Here is an 18,252-nt window from a genome sequence, read left to right as displayed (position 1 = left end):
TCGGCCAGGCCGTTCGGCCGCTGGCGCGGGCCAGCACGGCCGGCGGGTCCGCGACGTGCTCGGGCGAGTGAATCGGGGGGTCAGCGCGGCTGCTCGCCGCCACCCGGTTCGAGGTGGTAGACGAGCACCCCGTGCACCTCCTCGCGGGTGATGCCGAGACCCTCCACCGGTCGGTCGGCGACGCCGTCCCAGGGTGTGCCGGCGAGCCGGTCCGGCATCACGACCACCGACCGGATGCCGGTCTGCCGGAGGAACTCGATGCTGCCCGGGTCGGGGAACGACATGCTCATCGAGCGGATCTGCTCCTGCCGGTTCGGCACGAACGCGGCGAGACCGTTGGCGATGCGGGGGAATCCGTCGGTGGACCAGAGCATGACATGGAGTTCGCCCAGACCATCGCTGGGCAGGACCAGCAGCGGCTCGGCGGCCGACCGGATCGCTGCCGGCGCCGGCGGCACGGTGGGATGTGGTGTCCGGTTGACGCCTTCGGCGAGGACCAGCAGCAAGGGCACCAGGAGAGCGACGCGCCCGGCCAGTCGCGGCCACGCCGGTCGCGGACGTGGCGTCGCCGGCGGGGCGGCCGGTGGGGCCGTTTCCGCGGCTTGACTCCCGGTCGCGTCGAGCGGCGTGGCCCGGCGGGAAAGTTCCCTGCCGAACTGGGTGATCGCGCCCGCCGCGAGAACGGCGAGCAGGAGGCTCGTCCACACCATCATCCGTCCCGGGGTGCGTAGCGCATCCCAGCCGGGCAGCAGTCGCGACAGGGTCAGGTAACCCGGATGGCCCCGATCGCCGAGATTGCTGCCCAGCCCGAGGGCTCCGGTGATCAACACACCGAGCCCGAGCAGGACGCGGTGTCGAACCCGGAACACCGAATAGCTCAGCCCGACAGCGGCCAGCACGATCAACGTGACGCCCGGCAGCAGCGCCATCTCCGGCGGCCAGAACAACTCCGCACGGGCGGTTTCGTGATAGTCACCCCACAGCCACGAGTCCGCGGGCGCGACGAAGTATCCCCGCAGCGGTGGGGAGAACCACTCGGTCCAGGACAGGTCGCGGCGGGCCTGCGGATTCAGCTCCACCACCCGCAGGAAGGTGGTTGCGAGCCACAGGCAGACGCCACCGAAGACGGCGCCACCGATCAGGTTCGCCAGCACCACCCGGCGGCCCAGCACCCACCTGCCGTTGCGCCACCGGGACCAGGCGAGGCCCGCGGCCACCGCCAGCCCGGTGCCGGCCAGGAAGTACACCAGCGGCAGACCGATCCCGAAGCCGAGACTCACCTGCCACGCGGCGACCAGCCAACCGGCGACGATCCACCCTGGGCGGTGCAGCGCCGGTCGGTGACCGTGTCGCAGGGACCAGCCATGGCCACGGGCCAGCATCGCCAGGCACAGCGCGATGCCGCCGATGGAGAGGATGTTCAGATGACCGCTGTGGGCAAGCCGCCACGGCGCGAAGGCCCAGGCGATGCCCGCGACCGCCGCCGCCGTCCGGCCACTGCCCAGTTGGCGGACCAGGGCGTACGCCCCGACGAAGGCGAGTGCGTAGGCCAGGACGAACAGCAGGTTGTAGCGGAACACGGCCGCCTCGACGCCGTGGCCCAGCAGACCGGCGGGAGCGTAGCCGAGCAGTGTGTCGCTGTAGACGTAGGTGTACGACTCCGGGAAGAACGTGTTGGAGTGCCAGAGCCCGAGCGGATCGGTGAGCAGGGCGTGCCCGGCCCAGGCGACCTGCCATGCCTGCAAGGTGGGATCCCCGATGTCGCCCGGAATCGTCGTCCAGGGATGCCTCAGGGTCGGCCAGGTGAGGAGCACGGCCAGCGCCACGCCGGCGAATGTCGCCACCACCCATTCATGACGCAGCAGACGAGCGGTCGCTGCCAGCCGGCCTTGCCCGCGGCCGGGTTGGAACTCCGATTCTGCCTGGTCCGGGTCCGACTGCCGGCGATCAACGGAAGAGGTTCCGAGAAGCCTTCGACGTATCGCCTGCACGTACCCTCCGGTTGATGATCGGCGCCACGTCCTAGCGTCGCATCGGTGGGAGGGTAAAAGCCATATCGATGGCTACCGGAACTTGATCGGCCGTGCAGCCAACAGGTTGGGAACGGGCGGAGAGCCACCAGGAGGGCGGGTCAGCGCCCGGCCGGCGAAGCCGGACAGGTCCGTGCTGCGCTTGCCCACCACCAGCACGACCAGGACGAAGAGGTCAGGCCCGGGTTGAGGAGGATGCGGGGCGGTTCAGGCGGCGGTACACCGGGGCCAGCCGCCGGTGCAGTTGCCGGTAGACGTCGAAGATCTCGTCGTAGGTGGCCCGATGGGTCGGGTTCGGCGCGAAGACCTGATCGGTACGCATCAGGCCGGGGACGTCGGCGAAGGTGAGCAGCCCGGTGCCGGCCGCGCCGATCCAGCCCGCGCCCCGGGCGTTGACGGCGAGGGGCTGGGCGTCGCGCCGGATCTCGACGCCGAGCACGTCGGCGAAGATCTGGCACCAGGAGTCCGACAGCGCGCCGCCGCCGGTGATGGCCAGCGAGGTGACCGGGGCGCCGAGGAACCGGTCCACCGCGTCGGCCAGCCAGCGGGTGTTGAGCGCGACCCCCTCGAAGACGGCCCGCAGCAGTTCGGAGCGGGTGGTGTCGAGGGAGATGTTGAGGAAGCCGGCGCGCAGGTTCGCGTCGTCCACCGGGGCTCGCTCGCCGTACAGCCAGGGGGTGTAGAGCACGCCGCCCGCGCCCGGCGGCACGGTCGGGATGATCGTGTCGAAGGCGTCGAAGATCGTTCCCTCGTCGCGGCTGACCTGGCCGGCGCCGAGCAGCGGGTCGTCGTACTCGACGATCTTGTCGCGGAGCCAGGTGAGGTTGGCGCCGGCGGTGGCCTGGAGGGCGGTCATCAGGTAGCGGTCGCCGATGGCGCAGGGCACCGAGGCGATGCCGGCGGAGATGTCGGTCTTCTTCCGGGGCACGTGGGCCGCGATCCACGAGGAGGTGCCGACGTACAGGTGCGGGTCGTTGTCGCCGGTGGTGCCGGCGCCGATCGCGGCGGCGGTGGTGTCGATCGCCCCGGCGACCACCCGGACCGAGGCCGGCAGCCCCAGGTGCGCGGCGGCGGCCGGGGTCAGCGTGCCGATCACGTCGGTGCAGGCGACGATCGGCGGCAGCTTGTCGGCGTCGATGCCGCAGTCGGCGACCAGGGCGGGGGAGTAGCGGATGGCGCCGGGCCGCCGGTTGTCGGTCACCCACGAGGTCAGGATCGAGTCGACGGTGGCCACCGCCCGCCCGGTCAGCTTCAGGTTGATCCAGTCGAGCACGTTGAGGAACGCCGCGGTGCGCGCGTACACCTGCGGCATGCTGTCGCGGACGAACAGCATGTGGGCGGCCGGGTCCTTGCCGGTGGGCGACGGCATCCCGCCGGTGAGCCGCAGCCAGCGCGCGATCCGGCGCAGCGACATGCCCTGGTAGGCGGGGAAGCCGCCGAACTGCCGCCGCAGGTGCGCCGCGCCGCGCATGTCCAGCCAACTGATGCACGGGGTCAGCGGCTCCCCGGCGGCGTCCACCGCGATGGTGCCCTCGCCCTGGGTGGAGGCGCAGACCGTGCCGACCGCCCGCAGCTGTTCGGGATGGGCGCGGCCCAACTCGACGGTCACCTCGCCGAGCGCCGTCCACCAGGCGAGTGGGTCCTGCTCGGCGCCGCCGCCCGGCAGCACCCGCAGCGGGACCGGCCGCTCGGCCCAACCGGTGACCGTGCCGTCGGCGGCGACCAGGGCCGCCTTCATCGCCGAGGTGCCCAGGTCGATCGCGAGCACCTGCGGCGGGCTGGCGGTCACCGGCTCAGACCCCCTCGACCAGCGCGAAGACCCGGTCGAACCGGGCCAGTGCGTCGTCGATGACCTCGTCGATGTCGGCCATCGAGGTGTACATCCGGGAGCCGGCCAGGGTGATGACGCCGTGCGCGGTGTACGCGGCGCCCATCTGCTCCATCAGCCGTTTGCGGGCCTTGTTCTCCTTCAGCAGCTTCACCGGGTTGCGCATGTCCAGCAGCATCACGCCGCTGCACTCCAGGTGCACTATCGAGCCCTGGTTGTACGCGACGTACGGCAGGCCGTAGGAGTCGATCAGCCGTTGCAGGCCCCGGGTGAGCCGGTCACCGGCCCGGCCGGCGATCACCGGCGCGTTCGTGCGGGCCATCTCCTCGATGGCGAAGTAGCCGGCCGCGCAGGACAGCGGGTTGGCCGACAGCGTCCCGCCGACCTGGATGTGCGCGCCGCTGCGGCCGTCCAGTCCGGAGCCGAAGACCGCCATCACGTCGGCCCGGCCGCCGACGCCACCGGCCATCGGGTAGCCGCCGGAGACCGCCTTGCCGAGCACGGTCAGGTCGGGGGTGACGCCGAAGTACCCGGCCGCGCCGCCCAGACCGAGGCGAAAACCGGTGACCACCTCGTCGAAGATCAGCAGCGTCCCGAACTCGTCGCACAGCTCGCGGACCCGGGCGTTGAAGTCGCGCGGTGCCGGCCGGGTGCCGGACTCCGGGCCGACCGGCTCGACGATCACCGCCGCCGTGCCGCCGCGCAGCCGGTTCTCGATCAGCTTGCGCTTGAGCTGCCCGAGGTCGTGCGGGAACGCCTCGCGGGTACGGGCGGTGGCGCCGAACGGGATGCCCTTGGCGTTCATCCGGTACGTGCCGGGCACCCGTAGCCCGTACACCATCGTGTCGGACCAGCCGTGGTAGGCGCCGCCGACCTTGATCACCATTTTCTTGCCGGTGAAGGCACGGGCGCCGCGTACCGCCGCCATCACCGCCTCGGTGCCGGAACCCAGGGACCGGTACATCTCCACGTGCGGCATGAACCGGTGGATGATCTCGGCGAGTTTGAGTTCGTACTCGTGGAACAGGCCGGTGACCGGACCGGATTCCCGGACCACCTCGGCGACCCGCTCGTTGACCGGACCGTAGTTGCTGCCCAGGATCGTCGGGCCCCCGGCCTGGAGGAAATCGATGTAGGTGTTGCCGTCCCGGTCGACCAGGTACGCCCCCTCGGCCCGGTCGACCGCGAGCGGGAACGGATAGTTGAAGGCCAGGTTGTGCTGCACCCCGCCGGGGATGCGTCGCCTGGCCCGGTCGGTGATCTCCCTGCTGGCCCGGCACCTGGTGTCGAAGTAGTTCAGCACGTCGAGCAGCGCGTCGTGGCGCAGCCCGCGGACCGGCTGGGCGGTCAGCGCCTTCAGCCGACGCAGCACGTCGTCGACGTCCGGGTACTCGCTGATCGCGTACCCGAGCCGGGCGGATTCCGCGCCCGGCTTCTCGACCTCGTCGGCGGTCTCGGTGGCTGCGGTCTGGGCGGCGGCGGTCGCGTCGGCGCTGGGCAGGTCCTCGTCGGCCGGCACCCGCACCGGCTCGACCGCCTCGGTGATCTGCGCGGCGATCCGCTTCTCGTCGGCCCGCAGCTTGCCGAAGGCGATCTCTCGGATCGCGGTGGGGATGGTGTGCACCTTGCCCGCCTCGCTGGTCAACGCCAGCAGGTACGCGATGGAGACCTTCTCCAGCAGGGCCATGTTGAACACCGCCCGGTCCGGGTCGGTGCCCACCGCCACGATGCCGTGGTTGGCGAGGATGAACGCGTTGTCCCCACCGGCCACCTTCTTCTGCACCTTGCGGGCCAGGAACGAGGTGCCCGACGGGGCGTAGTCGATGATGGCCACCTCCCGGCCGAGGAAGCGCACCTGCTCGTCGGTGAGTGCCGGGATCGGCCTGCGCAGGAAGGCCAGCGCCGAGGCGTACGGCTGGTGGGTGTGCACGATCGCGTTGACGTCCGGGCGTTCCCGGTAGATGTTGGCGTGCATCCCGCACTCGATCGACGGCTTCAGGCCGGCGCCGGACTCGTCGGGCACATGCTTTCCGTCGAAGTCGACGAGGCAGACGTCCTCGACCCGCATCCGGTCGTAGTCGTAGTTGCTCGGGGTCACCGCGTACAGCCGGTGGCCGGGGACGCGGACCGAGACGTTGCCCTCGGTCGCCTTCAGATAGCCCCGCGCGAGCATCGTGCGGCACATGTCGACCACGTGCTGACGGGACCGTCGATGCTGCACGCGCTCTCCTCTGCTCGGGTCGTCGCCACCGGGTACGGCTCGGGCGCCCATGGTCACCCGGCCGGGCACGCCGAAACAACGTCCCGCCGGCATCGGCAATCCGGGCTGTTCTTGTCCCGCCGTGACAAAATCGCGGCGTGACCGCGCCCGGGTCCGTGCCTGCCTGGCGGCGCCTGCCCGCCGACCTGGCTACCGCGATGCGCCCGCACCTGCCGGTGACGGTGGCCGCTGTCGCGGTGGCGGTCACCGAGGCCACGCCGGCCTTCGCCGGCATCGCCGACGACAAGTTCACCCGGGACGTGCATCGCGGCGTCCAGGTCGCGCTCGACCGTTTCCTCGACCTGGTCGGCACCGACGAGCCGGCGCTGCCGGCGCCCGTCCGGGAGGTCTTCGTCGCGCTGGGCGCCGCCGAGGCCCGCGAGGAGCGCGGACCGGAGGCGCTGCTCGCCGCGCTGCGGATGGCGGCGCGGCAGCTGCTGCGTACGGCGGCGCAGTCGCTGGCCCGGCTCCGTCCGGTCGGCACCGAGGAACTGATCGACCTGTCCGACGCGGTCACCGCGTACGTGGACGAGCTGGCCGCGGCGAGCACCGACGGGTACGCCCTGCAACTGCGCGAGCAGGCCGGCGAGGGCGACCGCCGCCGTCAACTCGCCGAGTTGCTGCTGCGCGGCGACGGCATGCCCAGCGTGGTCGACGCCGCGGCGGCCCGGATCGGCTGGCCCGACCTCGACGCCGTGGTGCCCGTCCTGCTGCCGCTCGACCAGGCTCGCGCCGTACGGTTCCGGTACGGCCCGGACGGCCTGGTCGTCGAACGTGGACGCGACGCGGTGCTGCTGCTGCGGGCCGGCCCCCGGGCAACCCGGGCCGCGCTGACCGGGGCGCTGGCCGGGCGGTGGGTCGTGGTCGGTCCCGAGCTGCCCTGGCCCCAGGTGCCGGCGGCGGTCCGGCTCGCCGAGCTGGTTGTCGGGCTGGTCGGGCCGGCTCCCGGCCCGCTCTTCGCCGACGACCACCTGATCGCGCTGGCCCTGCGCGGCGAGACGGGTGCCTTGGCCGTGCTCACCGCCCGCCGTCTGGCGCCGCTGGCCGAGCTGCGCCCCGCCCAGCGGGAGAACCTGCTGGTGACCCTGCACAGTTGGCTGCGGCACTGGGGCTCGCGCGCCGAGATCTCCGCCGAACTGTTCGTGCACCCGCAGACGGTCAGCTACCGGCTCAAGCGCCTGCGCGGCCTCTACGGCGACGACCTGGACGATCCCACCGCGCGGTTCGAGCTGCTGGTGGTGCTGACCAGCCGGCTAGCCCACCCACAACCCCTTGTCGATCATGGAGTTATCGCCATCGGCAAACGCTTACCGGGGCAATAACTTCATGATCAACGGTGCGGGCGAAGGGGTGGTGGGTGGTGCGGCGGGGGTGGGGAGTTGTTAGCCTGAGGGCGTGGCGCGGGCGACCGCGCGGTGGGAATGGGGAGCGCGACATGCTGTCGGGAGACGACGACATCTCTGGGTGAGCAGCCCCGCAGCTGGTTGCGGTCAGCTGCCCTGTCGTTGCCCTGTCCTCCCGACCGGGGCGCCGGTCGCGTCCCGGCTTCTTCCCGAGGTCTGCCCGTCATGTTCGACGCCTGCGTCGTCTGCACCAACCTGTCTTTTTCCTGGCCCGACGACACTGCCGTGTTTCGGGACCTCTCCTTCACCGTGCCGCCGGGCCGGACCGGCCTGGTCGCGCCGAACGGCGCCGGCAAATCCACCCTGCTGCGCCTGATCGCCGGCGAACTCACCCCCACCGACGGCAACGTGACCGTCGAGGGCGTACTCGGCTACCTGCCGCAGCACCTGCCGCTGGCCGGCGAGCTGACCGTGGCGGAGGTGCTGGGTGTCGCTCCGGCGTTGGCAGCGCTGCGGGCCATCGAGTCCGGCGACGCCAGCGACGAGAACTTCGCCGCGATCGGCGACGACTGGGACGTCGAAGAACGCAGCCGCACCGAACTCGACCGGCTCGGGCTGGGCGAGGTTGCCCTGGATCGGCGGCTGCACACCCTCAGCGGCGGGCAGATCGTCTCGCTCGGCCTGGCCGCGCAGCTGCTGCGGCGTCCGGACGTGCTGTTGCTCGATGAGCCGACCAACAACCTCGACATCGACGCCCGGCACCGGCTGTACGACGTGTTGGAGCACTGGTCCGGATGCCTGCTGCTGGTCAGCCACGACCGGATGCTGCTGGACCGGATGGATCGCATCGCCGAACTCGCCGGCGGGCAGCTGCGCCTGTTCGGTGGAAACTTCACCGCCTACACCGAGGCGGCACGGGCCGCCCGGGAGGCGGCGGAGCGCCACGTACGCAGCGCCGAGCAGGAGGTCAAGCGGGAGAAGCGGGAGATGCAGCAGGCCCGCGAACGGGCCGAGCGCCGAGCCGGCAACGCCGCCCGCAACCTCGGCAACGCCGGCCTGGCCCGGATCGTCGCCGGTGGGCTCAAGCGCAGCGCCCAGGAGTCGGCCGGGCGGGCCCGGCAGGCCCACGCCAGCCGGGTCAGCGAGGCGCAGGGCCGGCTCGACGAGGCCAGCCGGGCGCTGCGGGAGGACCAGACGCTGACGCTGGACCTGCCGGAGACCGACGTGCCGGCCGGCCGGACGTTGGTCGAGGTCGAACGGATGCAGGTGTGGCACGACGCCCGGCCGTTGTTCGCCGGCGACGGTGTCGAGTTGACGATCCGGGGCCCGGAGCGGATCGCGTTGACCGGACCCAACGGTGCCGGCAAGTCGACGCTGCTGCGCCTGATCTGCGGCGAGCTGACGCCGGAGAGCGGTCAGGTACGCCGGGCCGACGGGCGGGTGGCGTACCTGTCGCAGCGGCTGGACCTGCTCGACGACGAGCGTACGGTCGCGGAGAACCTCGCCGCGTATGCCCCGGAGCGTCCGCAGGCCGAGCGGATGAACCTGCTGGCCCGGTTCCTGTTCCGGGGCGACCGGGCCCATCTGCCGGTCGGCGTGCTCTCCGGCGGCGAACGTCTGCGCGCCACCCTGGCCTGTGTCCTCTACGCCCAGCCGGCGCCGCACCTGCTGCTGCTCGACGAGCCCACCAACAACCTCGACCTGGTCAGCGTGGGCCAGTTGCAGAACGCGTTGGACGCCTACCGAGGGGCGTTCGTGGTGGTCAGCCACGACGAGCGCTTCCTGCGCGACATCGGCGTACGTCGGTGGCTGCGGCTCGACGGCGCCGGCCTGCGCGAGATCCCGGCGCCCAGCCCCGAGGGCTGAATCGTCAGTCGCGGCTTGAGGGCGAGGTGCCAGGACACGTAGGCCCTGTCGAGCTGATGGCGTGAACGGATCACGGCGGCGGCCTGCCGCCGGTCGCCGCCACCTTCGCCAACGCCGCCGAACTGCCGTGAGCGCGGTGGCTCGGCGAGCACCTCCAACCCGGTCAACACCGCGTCCGTGACAGCACGAACGGCTCAGTTCGACAGGGTTGCAGGCAGCAAGCGCAGGCAGGCCCGGGCCGTGGTCCACCCGGTGCGCACTTCGACGGATCCGGGCAGGTCAATAGGGCGCGAGCGGATCGGGGCGGAAAAGCGGGTGCCCGCCTCGGCCTTCGTGACTATCGTGCCGGCTGTGTCCCGAGTAGAGATACGGCCCTTCGAGGCCGATGACCTGACTTCCTGTGGCGCACTGCTGGCTACTCGGCACCACCAACATCGCCTCGCACAGCCGCTGCTGTCACCACGTTTCGAGGCGACCGAGGCGGCCATCGCCGAGTTGACCGCCGTGTTCGAGACCGGGGCGTCCGGTGCGGTCGCGCTCCGCGCCGGCGCGCCGGTCGGCTTCCTGCTCGGAGCGCCGAAGACGTCGCCGTTGTGGGGGCCGAACATCTGGGTCGAGGCGGCCGGGCAGGCGGTCACCGACGCCGAGGTGATGCGCGACCTGTACGGCATCGCCGCGACCCGCTGGGTCGACGAGGGCCGCACCGCACACTACGTCGTCGTGCCGGCCCACGACGAGGAACTGGTTCGTGCCTGGTTCCGGCTCGGCTTCGGCCAGCAGCAGGCGCACGCCATCCGACCGGCGGAGAAACTGGCGACGGCGTCCCTGGCCGGAGGGCTGTCGGTGCGCCGGGCCAACCGGGACGACATCCCGATGCTCGCCCGGCTGGACCTCGAGCTACCACTGCACCACGGTCTGTCTCCGACATTCTCGGCCGGTCGGCTCGGGACGATCGAGGAGAGCCTCGCCGACTGGGCGGACGACATCGACGACCCGGATTACGCCACGTTCGTCGCCGAACGTGACGGGCAGGTGATCGGCTCCGCCATCGGATGTGCGCTGGAGAAGTCGAGCACCCACCTCGGCCCGGCCCGGCCGGAGAACGCCGGTTTCCTCGGGTACGCCGCGGTCTTCCCGCACGCCCGCGGGGCCGGCGCCGGCCGGGCGCTCGGGACGGCCGTCATCGACTGGGCCGTCGACAGCGGCTTCGACAGCGTGGTCACCGACTGGCGGGTGACCAACCTGCTGTCCTCCCGTACCTGGCCGAGGCTCGGCTTCACCGAGACGTTCCTCCGGCTGCACCGCACAATCGGTTACTGAGAACCGTGGCGCTCCCGGCGGCGCGCCACGGAACTCCTCAGAAGCCGAGCGCGCTCCGTCCGCCGACCACCGGCAGACGCAGCTCGCTGTGGTGCGGCGCGACCCGCAGCTCGGTGCCGCCCAGCGGCAGCAGGGTGTGTTCCTGGTCGGTGGAGAAGACCACCACCCCGATCCGGTGACCCGCCGGGAAGACGTAGTCCTTCGGCTCCAGGGTCCACCGGAGGTCGTACAGCTTGCCCTGCTTCAGCGGCTCGGAGCGCGCGGCGCTCGTGCGGTTCTGCGGGTCCATCCAGCCCCGGGTGACCACCGTCGGCGTGCCGGTCGGGCCGTAGTCGACCAGGTAGGCGGTGAGGTTCGCGCCCGGCTTGTTGTCGATCGCCATCCGCAGCCGCATCTCCGGGCGCCCGGAGATGCGGACGTCGCCGGCCAGCGCGGAGGAGCGGTAGACGAGTCGGTGTGGGCTCGCCGTGTCCGGACCGGCGACCAGGGTGTTCGGGCCGATGGCCCGCCCCTGGTCGACGAAGCGCTGCTCGACCTTGCCCTTCGACTTGCCGGAGGTGAGCGTCCCCGGGCCGGCGACGTCGGTCGCGCCGAGCTTCAACGCGACCGCACGGGCAGCCGGGTCGGGCCAGTTGCGGTACGTGGCGTACACCCGGTCCTCCCGCTGCACCACCGCGGTCGGTTCGTCCATGATGCCGTTGCGGACGTTCCACAGCCAGTAGTCGAACCAGCGGTTCTCGGTCTGCTTCCAGGTCCAGGTCCGACCGTCGGGCAGGGTCACCGACGCGGTGTTGCCGGGGCCGCCGTGCCCGCCCTGGTGCAGCCAGAGCTTGCGCGGCACGCCGCGCTTGGCGAGCGCGTCCCACCAGCCGGCGAAGTGCTCGGTGCGTACGTTCCAGTCGTTGAGGCCGTGCACCACGAGCACGCTCGCCGTCACCTTCTTGGCGTCGAGGTGGTCGCGGTCCTGCCAGAACTTCGAGTAGTCACCGGTGATGCGGTCCTGTCGGGCGGTCAGTTCGGCGAACTCGTCGGCGCAGGCGCCCTCGGCACGGGCCCGGCCGGCGGTGAACTGGGCCAGGACGTCGGCGTCCTCACCCTGGTAGCCGCCGGGCGCGACGACCAGGCCGTTGGCCCGGTAGTAGTCGTACCAGCTGCTGATCGCGGCGACGGGCACGATGGTGCGCAGACCCTTGACCCCGGTGGTGGCCACCTGGTTGGGCAGGGTGCCGTTGTAGGAGACGCCGGTCATGCCGACGGCGCCGGTGGTCCAGCCGGCGGTGACCGGCGCGCCGGTGGCGTCGTATCCCTTGGCTCGCCCGTTGAGCCAGTCCACGACGGCCTTGGTGCCGAGCGTCTCGGCCCGGTCGCCACTGGTCGGGCAGCCGTCCGAGTCGCCGGTGCCGACGCTCTGGCCGAGCACCACCGCGTACCCGCGGGGCACGTAGTAGTCGTCCAGCTGGCCGGGCAGGTTGGCCTTCGCCACCGCGCGCTGGGCCCCGACGTCGCCGGTCCGCAGCCCGGAACGGCGGGTCACAGCGTTTTGCGGCAGCTCGTCCACCAGCACGCTCGGGTACGGCACGTCGCCCCAGGTGTCCTTGCGGTACGGGCTGTGCTCGAAGATGACCGGCACCTTGAAGCCAGCGGTGGCGGTCTCCCGGGGGCGGGAGATGTCGATCGCGACTTGGTCGCGCCGGCCGTCCCGGTCGGTGTCCACCGGGGTCTCCACGTACACCCGTTCCACGATCGCGTCGGCGAGCGAGAACACCGGCTGGGTCATCCCGTCGCTGACCACGATGCCCGGTGATGGCGTGGTCCCGGCGGGTGCGGTCCGCGCCGCCGCCGGTGCGCTGGTCAGCGCCAGCGTGCCGGCCACGCCGACGGCTAGCAGGGCCAGATGGGGGGTTCGACGCATGCGCGTCTCCTTTCGCTCGGCTGGTGGCCGGAGTCGACCAGGAGGTGATGGGGATCGATGATCCACATGCTAGCGCCTCGCGCCGGCCGGGCCGCCGCGTCAAGCCCACGGATTACCCGACCACGATGCGATCCGGTCGCTCAGCCCATCGACTTGGCGCCGTCGATGGCTTCGCGGATGATGTCGGCGTGGCCGGCGTGCTGCGACGTCTCGGCGATGATGTGCAGCAGCACCCGGCGGGCGGACCAGCGGATGCCCGGCTCGAACCAGGGCGCCTCGGGCAGCGGGTGGCTGGCGTCCAGGTCCGGCAGGGTGCGGACCAGGTCGTCGGTGCATTTGGCGATTTCGTCGTAGGTCGCGAGCACGCCGGCCAGGGTGTCGCCCGGCAGCATCTGGAACGACTTGGCGTGCTGCTCGTAGGTGGCCGGATCGGCGGGATTCGCCATCGCCGCCGGCCCGCCCAGGACGAAGTCCGTCCAGCTCCGCTCGGTGGCCGCGACATGCTTGATCAGCCCGCCGATGCACAGCTCGCTGACCGTGCTGCGCTGCGCGGCCTGTTCGTCGGTCAGCTCCCGAGCGGTGTTGCGCAGCAGGAAGCGGTGTTGCTGCAACGTGCCCAGCAGGTCCACGCGGTCGGGAGTCAGTGCCGCCTCGGCCATGACGGCCCCTCTCTGCCGGCGTCGCCCGGACGCTACCGGCAGCGACCGACATTCCACTCCGGCGCGTGACCGGCAAGCCGGTCACGCGTCCACAGTCACTCACTGGCCTCCGCCGGCCAGCGCCTCACGCATTCGATTGACCTCGACTCCCTGTTCCACCACGACGCTGCTGGCCATCTCGTTGACGATGCCGTCGGTGCCGAGCGAGAGCACCTCGTTCGCCATCTCGATCGCGCCCTGATGATGGTCGGTCATCATGGCGACGAACATCCGGTCGAACTCCGGGCCGCGAGTCGCGGTGAGACGGTTCAGCGCCTCCGCCGACTGCATGCCGGACATGGTGTGCCGGTGATCGCCGGCGGAGTTGCGGTCCAGGCCCCGGTCGGTGAGCCAGACCTCCAGGAACGTGATCTCGGGCCCCTGGGCCGCCAGGATCCGCTCCGCGATGCTCTTGAGTTGGGAACTCTCGCCACGGTCGGCCACCAGCCGGGCCATCACCAGCGCCTGCTCGTGGTGCGGAATCATCATCGCGACGAAGCGAACGTCGGCGTTGTTGTGCGGCTGGCGTGGCAGGGCGGACACCTCGTTCGCCGCCGCCGTCTTCGCCGGCTCACCGGGGCGACCGGGCATCAGCACCGGCGCGGTGGAGTCCGGCAGGCCGGGCAACTCGATGGGGGTCGACGGGCTCGCCGTCGCCGCCGGCTCCGGCCCGGCGTCGGGCAGCCAGAGGAACGCCGCCGCCCCGAGGGCCAGCACCAGTACGCCCAACTCGATCAGCACAACGGACCGCGACTGGCGGAGAAACCTGCGGATCGGTACGCCTAGCACAACTTGCCTCCCGCCATGGGACCGAGGTTGGCCGGGATCGTAACGCGGCACCGGGATGTGACAGCAGGGATCGAGCGTGGCAAAAAAACGTTATTGGTCGTGCTCGCTGTTCTTGGTGTTCCCGCTGTTGCCAAATCGTGACCCATCGACCGCACTGACTGTGATTTGGATCACAAAACCTGATGACGGCGCCGGGTTATCGTCCCGCTACCCCGCTCACCCATGAGGAAGGGTGTTCTTACATGTCCCAATCATCCCCACAAGGGAGACGGAGTCTGGTTCTCGGCTTGGCCGCAACCGGCGCCCTGCTCCTGGCCACCGTCGGGGCGGCACCGGCCAGCGCCGCCGCGAACGAGATCCCGGGCGTTGACGAGATCGTCAGCAGCTCGAACCTCACCCAGATCGCCAACGTGCCGAAGTTCGGCGCGTTCGCCGACGAGTCGGCGTACAACAGCGACCTGGCCTTCCAGGGCGACCACGTGTTCGCCGGCAACTACAACGGTTTCAACGTCTTCGACGTCAGCGACCCGGCCGCACCGCAGGTGGTCAGCCAGGTCGTCTGCCCGGGCGGGCAGGGCGACCCGTCGGTCTTCGGCGACCTGCTGTTCCTCGCCGTGGACGCGCCGCGCAGCGACGACTCGTGCAACAGCGCCGCCGGCTCGGTGTCCAACCCGGCGCACTGGGAGGGCGTCCGGATCTTCGACATCAGCGACAAGGCCAACCCGCGCTACATCAAGTCGGTCCGCACCGACTGCGGTTCGCACACGCTGACGGTGGTGCCGGACAAGGCCGACAAGGACGTGTACGTCTACGTCCAGTCGTACGGCCCGCCGGCCAACGGCAGCGGTGCGTACTGCAAGCCGCCGCACGACAAGGTCTCGATCATCAAGGTCCCGTTGGACGCCCCGACCAGCGCCGCCGTGGTGGCCGCCCCGGTTCTGTTCCCGGGAACCACCGGCGCCGGCTCCACCAGCGGTTGCCACGACATCACCGTCTACCCCGAGTTGGACCTGGCCGCCGGCGCCTGCATGGGTGACGGCGTGCTGATGGACATCTCCGACCGGGAGAACCCGGTGATCCTGAGCCAGGTCCGGGACGCGAACTTCGCGTTCTGGCACTCGGCCACCTTCAACAACGCCGGCACCAAGGTCGTCTTCACCGACGAACTGGGCGGTGGCAGCGGCGCGATCTGCACCGCCAACTACCGGACCAACCAGGGCGCCAACGCGATCTACGACATCGTGGGTTCCGGTGCCGACCGGCAGCTGGTCTTCCGCAGCTACTTCAAGATCCCGCGGCTGAACACCCCTCGGGAGAACTGCGTCGCCCACAACGGCTCGCTGATCCCCGCGATGGGCCGCGACATCATGGTCCAGGCGTGGTACCAGGGCGGCATCTCGGTGATCGACTTCACCGATTCGGCGAACCCGGTCGAGCTCGCCTACTGGGAGCGGGGCCCGCTGTCGGACACCCGTTCCGTCCTCGGTGGATCCTGGTCGACGTACTGGCACAACGGGTACCTCTACTCGAACGACATCCAGAAGGGCTTGGACGTCCTGAAGCTGGACGACCCGCGTACCAACAACGCGCGGGCGATCGCCTTCGCGGAGCTGAACGTCCAGACCCAGCCCAGCTACCCGGCCTGCACCACCATCCTGCGTGGCCGGCAGAACGGTAGCCTCACCATCAAGTCCGGCATCACCTGCTTCGACGGGGTGAGCCAGAACGGCGCGATCAAGATCAACCCCGGCGCCGGCCTGATCGTCTTCAACTCGAGCCTCAACGGCTCGCTGCACGCCGTCGACGCCTCGGTGGTGTCGATCGTGGAGAGCAGCGTGAACGGCTCGGTGAACGCCCCCGGTGCCATCATCCGGGACAGCAAGATCAACGGGTCGGTGCGGACCAGCTGATCCGTACCCCGATCGACAGCACCAGAGGCTCCGGCCCGGCGGCCTCCCGCCGGGCCGGAGCCCCGTTTCCGGACCGACGCTGTGCGACGGCCGGGCCCGGCGGGGGCGGCCCGGCGGATCAGCCTCGACACAGCGGCACGTCGGGCTCGACGACCGTACGGTTGACGATGTCCTCGTGGATGAAGTCCGCTTCCTTCGGGATCTTCACCCCTAGCGTGTGTTCGATGGCCTTGGTCAAGGGTCCGGAGACGTTGAGGCCCTCACCGGCCCGCACGGTCAGCACCAGCGTGGATCCCCGGCACTTCACCGATGGCCCGGCCAGCGGCAGGCCCACCCGGCCGGCCGCCGAGCCGTTGGTCAACCCCAGTGAGGCCACCACGCCGACGAACGGGCCCGCGCCCGCCACCGGCAGGCCGAGCATCAGTCCGAAGCGGAACTCCGCGGCCACCACGATCGCCTCGACGCCGATCGAGACGCCGCGCAGCGACTGCATGATGCTTTCCTGCACCGAGAACGTGGGCGTGAGGATCGACCCTGAGTACCCGATCGGCCCGTCGAGCCCCCACCGGCCGGTGGCCGAGATGTTGCCGTTCTTCGCGGTGAACGCCGTCTGCACCAGGAACTTGAACGTCTGTTTGAGAGTCGCCGGCAAGCCGCCGATGATGATCGGCTGCGTCACCTCGATCGGGAACTCGACCCGGGCCTTCTTGTTGTCACTCAGCCCACCCTGCGCGCCGGCGGCGATGGTGACGGCGAGGCCGTGAACCCCGTCGAGACGGAACTCAGGCTGCGGGATCACCCCGTTGGTCACCTTCAGCTCGCCCGACATTCGGAGGTTCTTGACCAGCAACTGGATGTCGAAGTCGACCTTGAGTCCCGACACCGCCGTCCCGTGTGTGGCCGTCAGGCCCAGCTTCGAGTCGTCCTTGTAGGCGGTGACGGCCCACTCACCGATCTTCCGATCGATGCGATCGGTCGCGCCCTCGCCGCCGGGGGCACGGGCCGGGCCGAGGGCGAACGGCGGTGCGGCGATCCCGAAGCCGGGCAGGCCGATCGCGTTTCCGCCCGGTCCGATCGCCCCGCCCGGTCCGATCGCCCCGCCCAGTCCGGTGGCGTCCGCCGCGTCCGGCAGCACCGGCGTCGCCGGCGCGGCCTCCTCGACCACCTCGCCGAGCAGGTCGGGAAGCGGGCGCAACGTCTGGGCCTGAAGGTCGAGTGACTGGTCGAAGGTGAGGTGCGCGTCCCGCACCACGTCGGTCAGGCGTACCGGCGCCAGGGTGACGGCCCGGTCGCCGCCGGACCGCTCCATCCGCACCACTCGCCCGAGCGCCTGGCTGGTGACGAACATGATCTTGCCTGGCTCGACCCGGTCCGCACCCCGGGCGTCGCCGTCGATCACGTACGTGAACCCGTCCTCGCTGACCGAGCGGATGGCTTTGCCGCCGCCCTCGACGAGCACCACGTCCGGCTGGTAGACCACGGAGCCGTCCGGCTGCGGGGCGTATCCGTACCGGTCATCGGCGGTCCCGGACTCCGGCGGGTCGAGCCTGCTGCATCCGGTGGACAGCACGACAAGACAGGCCAGGGCCAGGCCGCCGCCGACCCAGCGGCGTACGACGACCGCGCCGGCCCGACCACCGCCGCGCCGACCCGGAAACGGATCTCTGATCATGCCCCGACGCTAGGGCGTACGGGCCGGTGACGAATCCGGCATTTCCCTATGCTGTTCCGCTGGACGGCCCCGGACGCCGCGCCGGCGAGGCGATGTCCGACCCTGCCACTAGCCTGGCGGCATGCAGCAGGCTGTGTCCCGTGGAGGTCGCGATGGCTGACGCCGACGACGTCCGTCGCCTGGCGTTGGCGCTGCCCCACGTGGTGGAGATCGACAGCGACGGCTTCGACTTCCGGGTCGCCGACAAGGGCTTCGTCTGGTCCTATCCCGAGCGCCGGCCCGGCAAGCCGCGCGTCCTGCGCACCGACATCGCGGTGCTGTACGTCGGGGACGAGGCCGAGAAACAGGCGTTGCTCCTGGGCGAGCCGGAGAAGTTCTTCACCACCCGCGGATACGACGGGCTGCCCCTGGTCATGTTGTGGCTGGCCCGGGTGGACGTCGACCGCCTCGACGAGCTGGTGACCGACGCGTGGCGGATGCGGGCACCCGAGACCCTCGCCGTCGGCATTGACGGCGGTGCCCGGTCCGTCGACGCCTAGGCTGCCCGCCCGTCGCCTTTCCTCGTCAGCATCGAATGGTTCCTTGTCTATGTTATCGCTCACATGTTAGCGTTGCTCGCACGGC

At 70.9% G+C, this 18,252-nt stretch carries 11 protein-coding genes and 1 pseudogene; 5 read left to right on the top strand and 7 right to left on the bottom strand.

Annotation, left to right across the window (positions count from 1 at the left end; all coding sequences use genetic code 11):
- Positions 1–80: 80 nt before the first annotated feature.
- From IEY61_RS25295 to IEY61_RS25285, 3 genes are all read right to left on the bottom strand, one after another.
- Positions 81–1,883, bottom strand: coding sequence for a hypothetical protein (locus IEY61_RS25295; RefSeq protein ID WP_308424593.1), 1,803 nt, complete (start codon positions 1,881–1,883; stop codon positions 81–83).
- A 322-nt stretch (positions 1,884–2,205) separates the two neighbouring features.
- Positions 2,206–3,819: a xylulokinase gene (locus tag IEY61_RS25290; protein WP_189048633.1), complete on the bottom strand. Its 1,614-nt coding sequence runs from the start codon at positions 3,817–3,819 to the stop codon at positions 2,206–2,208.
- Positions 3,820–3,823: 4 nt separating this feature from the next.
- Entirely contained in the window at positions 3,824–6,079 is a 2,256-nt protein-coding gene (locus IEY61_RS25285; RefSeq protein WP_189048631.1) for an aminotransferase class III-fold pyridoxal phosphate-dependent enzyme, read from the bottom strand.
- A gap of 137 nt (positions 6,080–6,216) precedes the next feature.
- Here IEY61_RS25285 and IEY61_RS25280 point away from each other — a divergent pair, with 137 nt between their 5' ends.
- From IEY61_RS25280 to IEY61_RS25270, 3 genes are all read left to right on the top strand, one after another.
- Positions 6,217–7,440 carry a PucR family transcriptional regulator gene (locus IEY61_RS25280; protein WP_229706432.1) on the top strand — a complete coding sequence of 408 codons (1,224 nt, stop codon included), beginning with the start codon at positions 6,217–6,219 and terminating at the stop codon, positions 7,438–7,440.
- A 246-nt stretch (positions 7,441–7,686) separates the two neighbouring features.
- On the top strand, positions 7,687–9,327 hold the full coding sequence (abc-f, locus tag IEY61_RS25275; protein ID WP_189048629.1) for a ribosomal protection-like ABC-F family protein: 1,641 nt from the start codon (positions 7,687–7,689) through the stop codon (positions 9,325–9,327).
- Between the two features lie 351 nt (positions 9,328–9,678).
- On the top strand, positions 9,679–10,647 hold the full coding sequence (locus IEY61_RS25270; protein WP_229706431.1) for a GNAT family N-acetyltransferase: 969 nt from the start codon (positions 9,679–9,681) through the stop codon (positions 10,645–10,647).
- Between the two features lie 37 nt (positions 10,648–10,684).
- Here the strand turns inward: IEY61_RS25270 and IEY61_RS25265 are convergent, their stop codons facing one another.
- The 3 genes from IEY61_RS25265 to IEY61_RS25255 form a co-directional block, all read right to left on the bottom strand.
- A complete protein-coding gene (locus IEY61_RS25265) occupies positions 10,685–12,559 on the bottom strand; it encodes a Xaa-Pro dipeptidyl-peptidase (RefSeq protein ID WP_189048627.1) in 1,875 nt (624 codons plus the stop codon).
- A 140-nt stretch (positions 12,560–12,699) separates the two neighbouring features.
- Positions 12,700–13,218 carry a DinB family protein gene (locus tag IEY61_RS25260; protein ID WP_189048625.1) on the bottom strand — a complete coding sequence of 173 codons (519 nt, stop codon included), beginning with the start codon at positions 13,216–13,218 and terminating at the stop codon, positions 12,700–12,702.
- A 99-nt stretch (positions 13,219–13,317) separates the two neighbouring features.
- Positions 13,318–13,998 carry a DUF305 domain-containing protein gene (locus IEY61_RS25255; RefSeq protein WP_189048623.1) on the bottom strand — a complete coding sequence of 227 codons (681 nt, stop codon included), beginning with the start codon at positions 13,996–13,998 and terminating at the stop codon, positions 13,318–13,320.
- Positions 13,999–14,288: 290 nt separating this feature from the next.
- On the opposite strand from IEY61_RS25255, the pseudogene IEY61_RS25250 reads away from it, so the two are divergent.
- Positions 14,289–15,674, top strand: a pseudogene (locus IEY61_RS25250) (LVIVD repeat-containing protein); the annotation flags it as partial.
- 400 nt (positions 15,675–16,074) lie between these two features.
- Here the strand turns inward: IEY61_RS25250 and IEY61_RS25245 are convergent.
- Positions 16,075–17,628 carry a hypothetical protein gene (locus IEY61_RS25245; protein ID WP_189048619.1) on the bottom strand — a complete coding sequence of 518 codons (1,554 nt, stop codon included), beginning with the start codon at positions 17,626–17,628 and terminating at the stop codon, positions 16,075–16,077.
- A 152-nt stretch (positions 17,629–17,780) separates the two neighbouring features.
- On the opposite strand from IEY61_RS25245, the gene IEY61_RS25240 reads away from it, so the two are divergent.
- Complete coding sequence (locus tag IEY61_RS25240) at positions 17,781–18,167, top strand: MmcQ/YjbR family DNA-binding protein (protein ID WP_189048616.1); 387 nt, start codon at positions 17,781–17,783, stop codon at positions 18,165–18,167.
- Positions 18,168–18,252 lie beyond the last annotated feature (85 nt).

Origin of the sequence: Micromonospora sonchi, assembly GCF_014646235.1 — a bacterium.
GTDB classification, from domain to species: Bacteria; Actinomycetota; Actinomycetes; order Mycobacteriales; family Micromonosporaceae; genus Micromonospora; species Micromonospora sonchi.
The sequence above is the reverse complement of the archived record's forward strand: the minus strand, read 5'-3'. Positions and strand labels throughout refer to the sequence as shown.

What these genes read in the sequence shown, in the direction of transcription:
- IEY61_RS25240 (WP_189048616.1), top strand. Translation starts at nt 17,781, where the DNA reads ATGGCTGACGCCGACGACGTCCGTCGCCTGGCGTTGGCGCTGCCCCAC.
- IEY61_RS25260 (WP_189048625.1), bottom strand. Translation starts at nt 13,218, where the DNA reads ATGGCCGAGGCGGCACTGACTCCCGACCGCGTGGACCTGCTGGGCACG.
- abc-f (WP_189048629.1), top strand. Translation starts at nt 7,687, where the DNA reads ATGTTCGACGCCTGCGTCGTCTGCACCAACCTGTCTTTTTCCTGGCCC.
- IEY61_RS25245 (WP_189048619.1), bottom strand. Translation starts at nt 17,628, where the DNA reads ATGATCAGAGATCCGTTTCCGGGTCGGCGCGGCGGTGGTCGGGCCGGC.
- IEY61_RS25265 (WP_189048627.1), bottom strand. Translation starts at nt 12,559, where the DNA reads ATGCGTCGAACCCCCCATCTGGCCCTGCTAGCCGTCGGCGTGGCCGGC.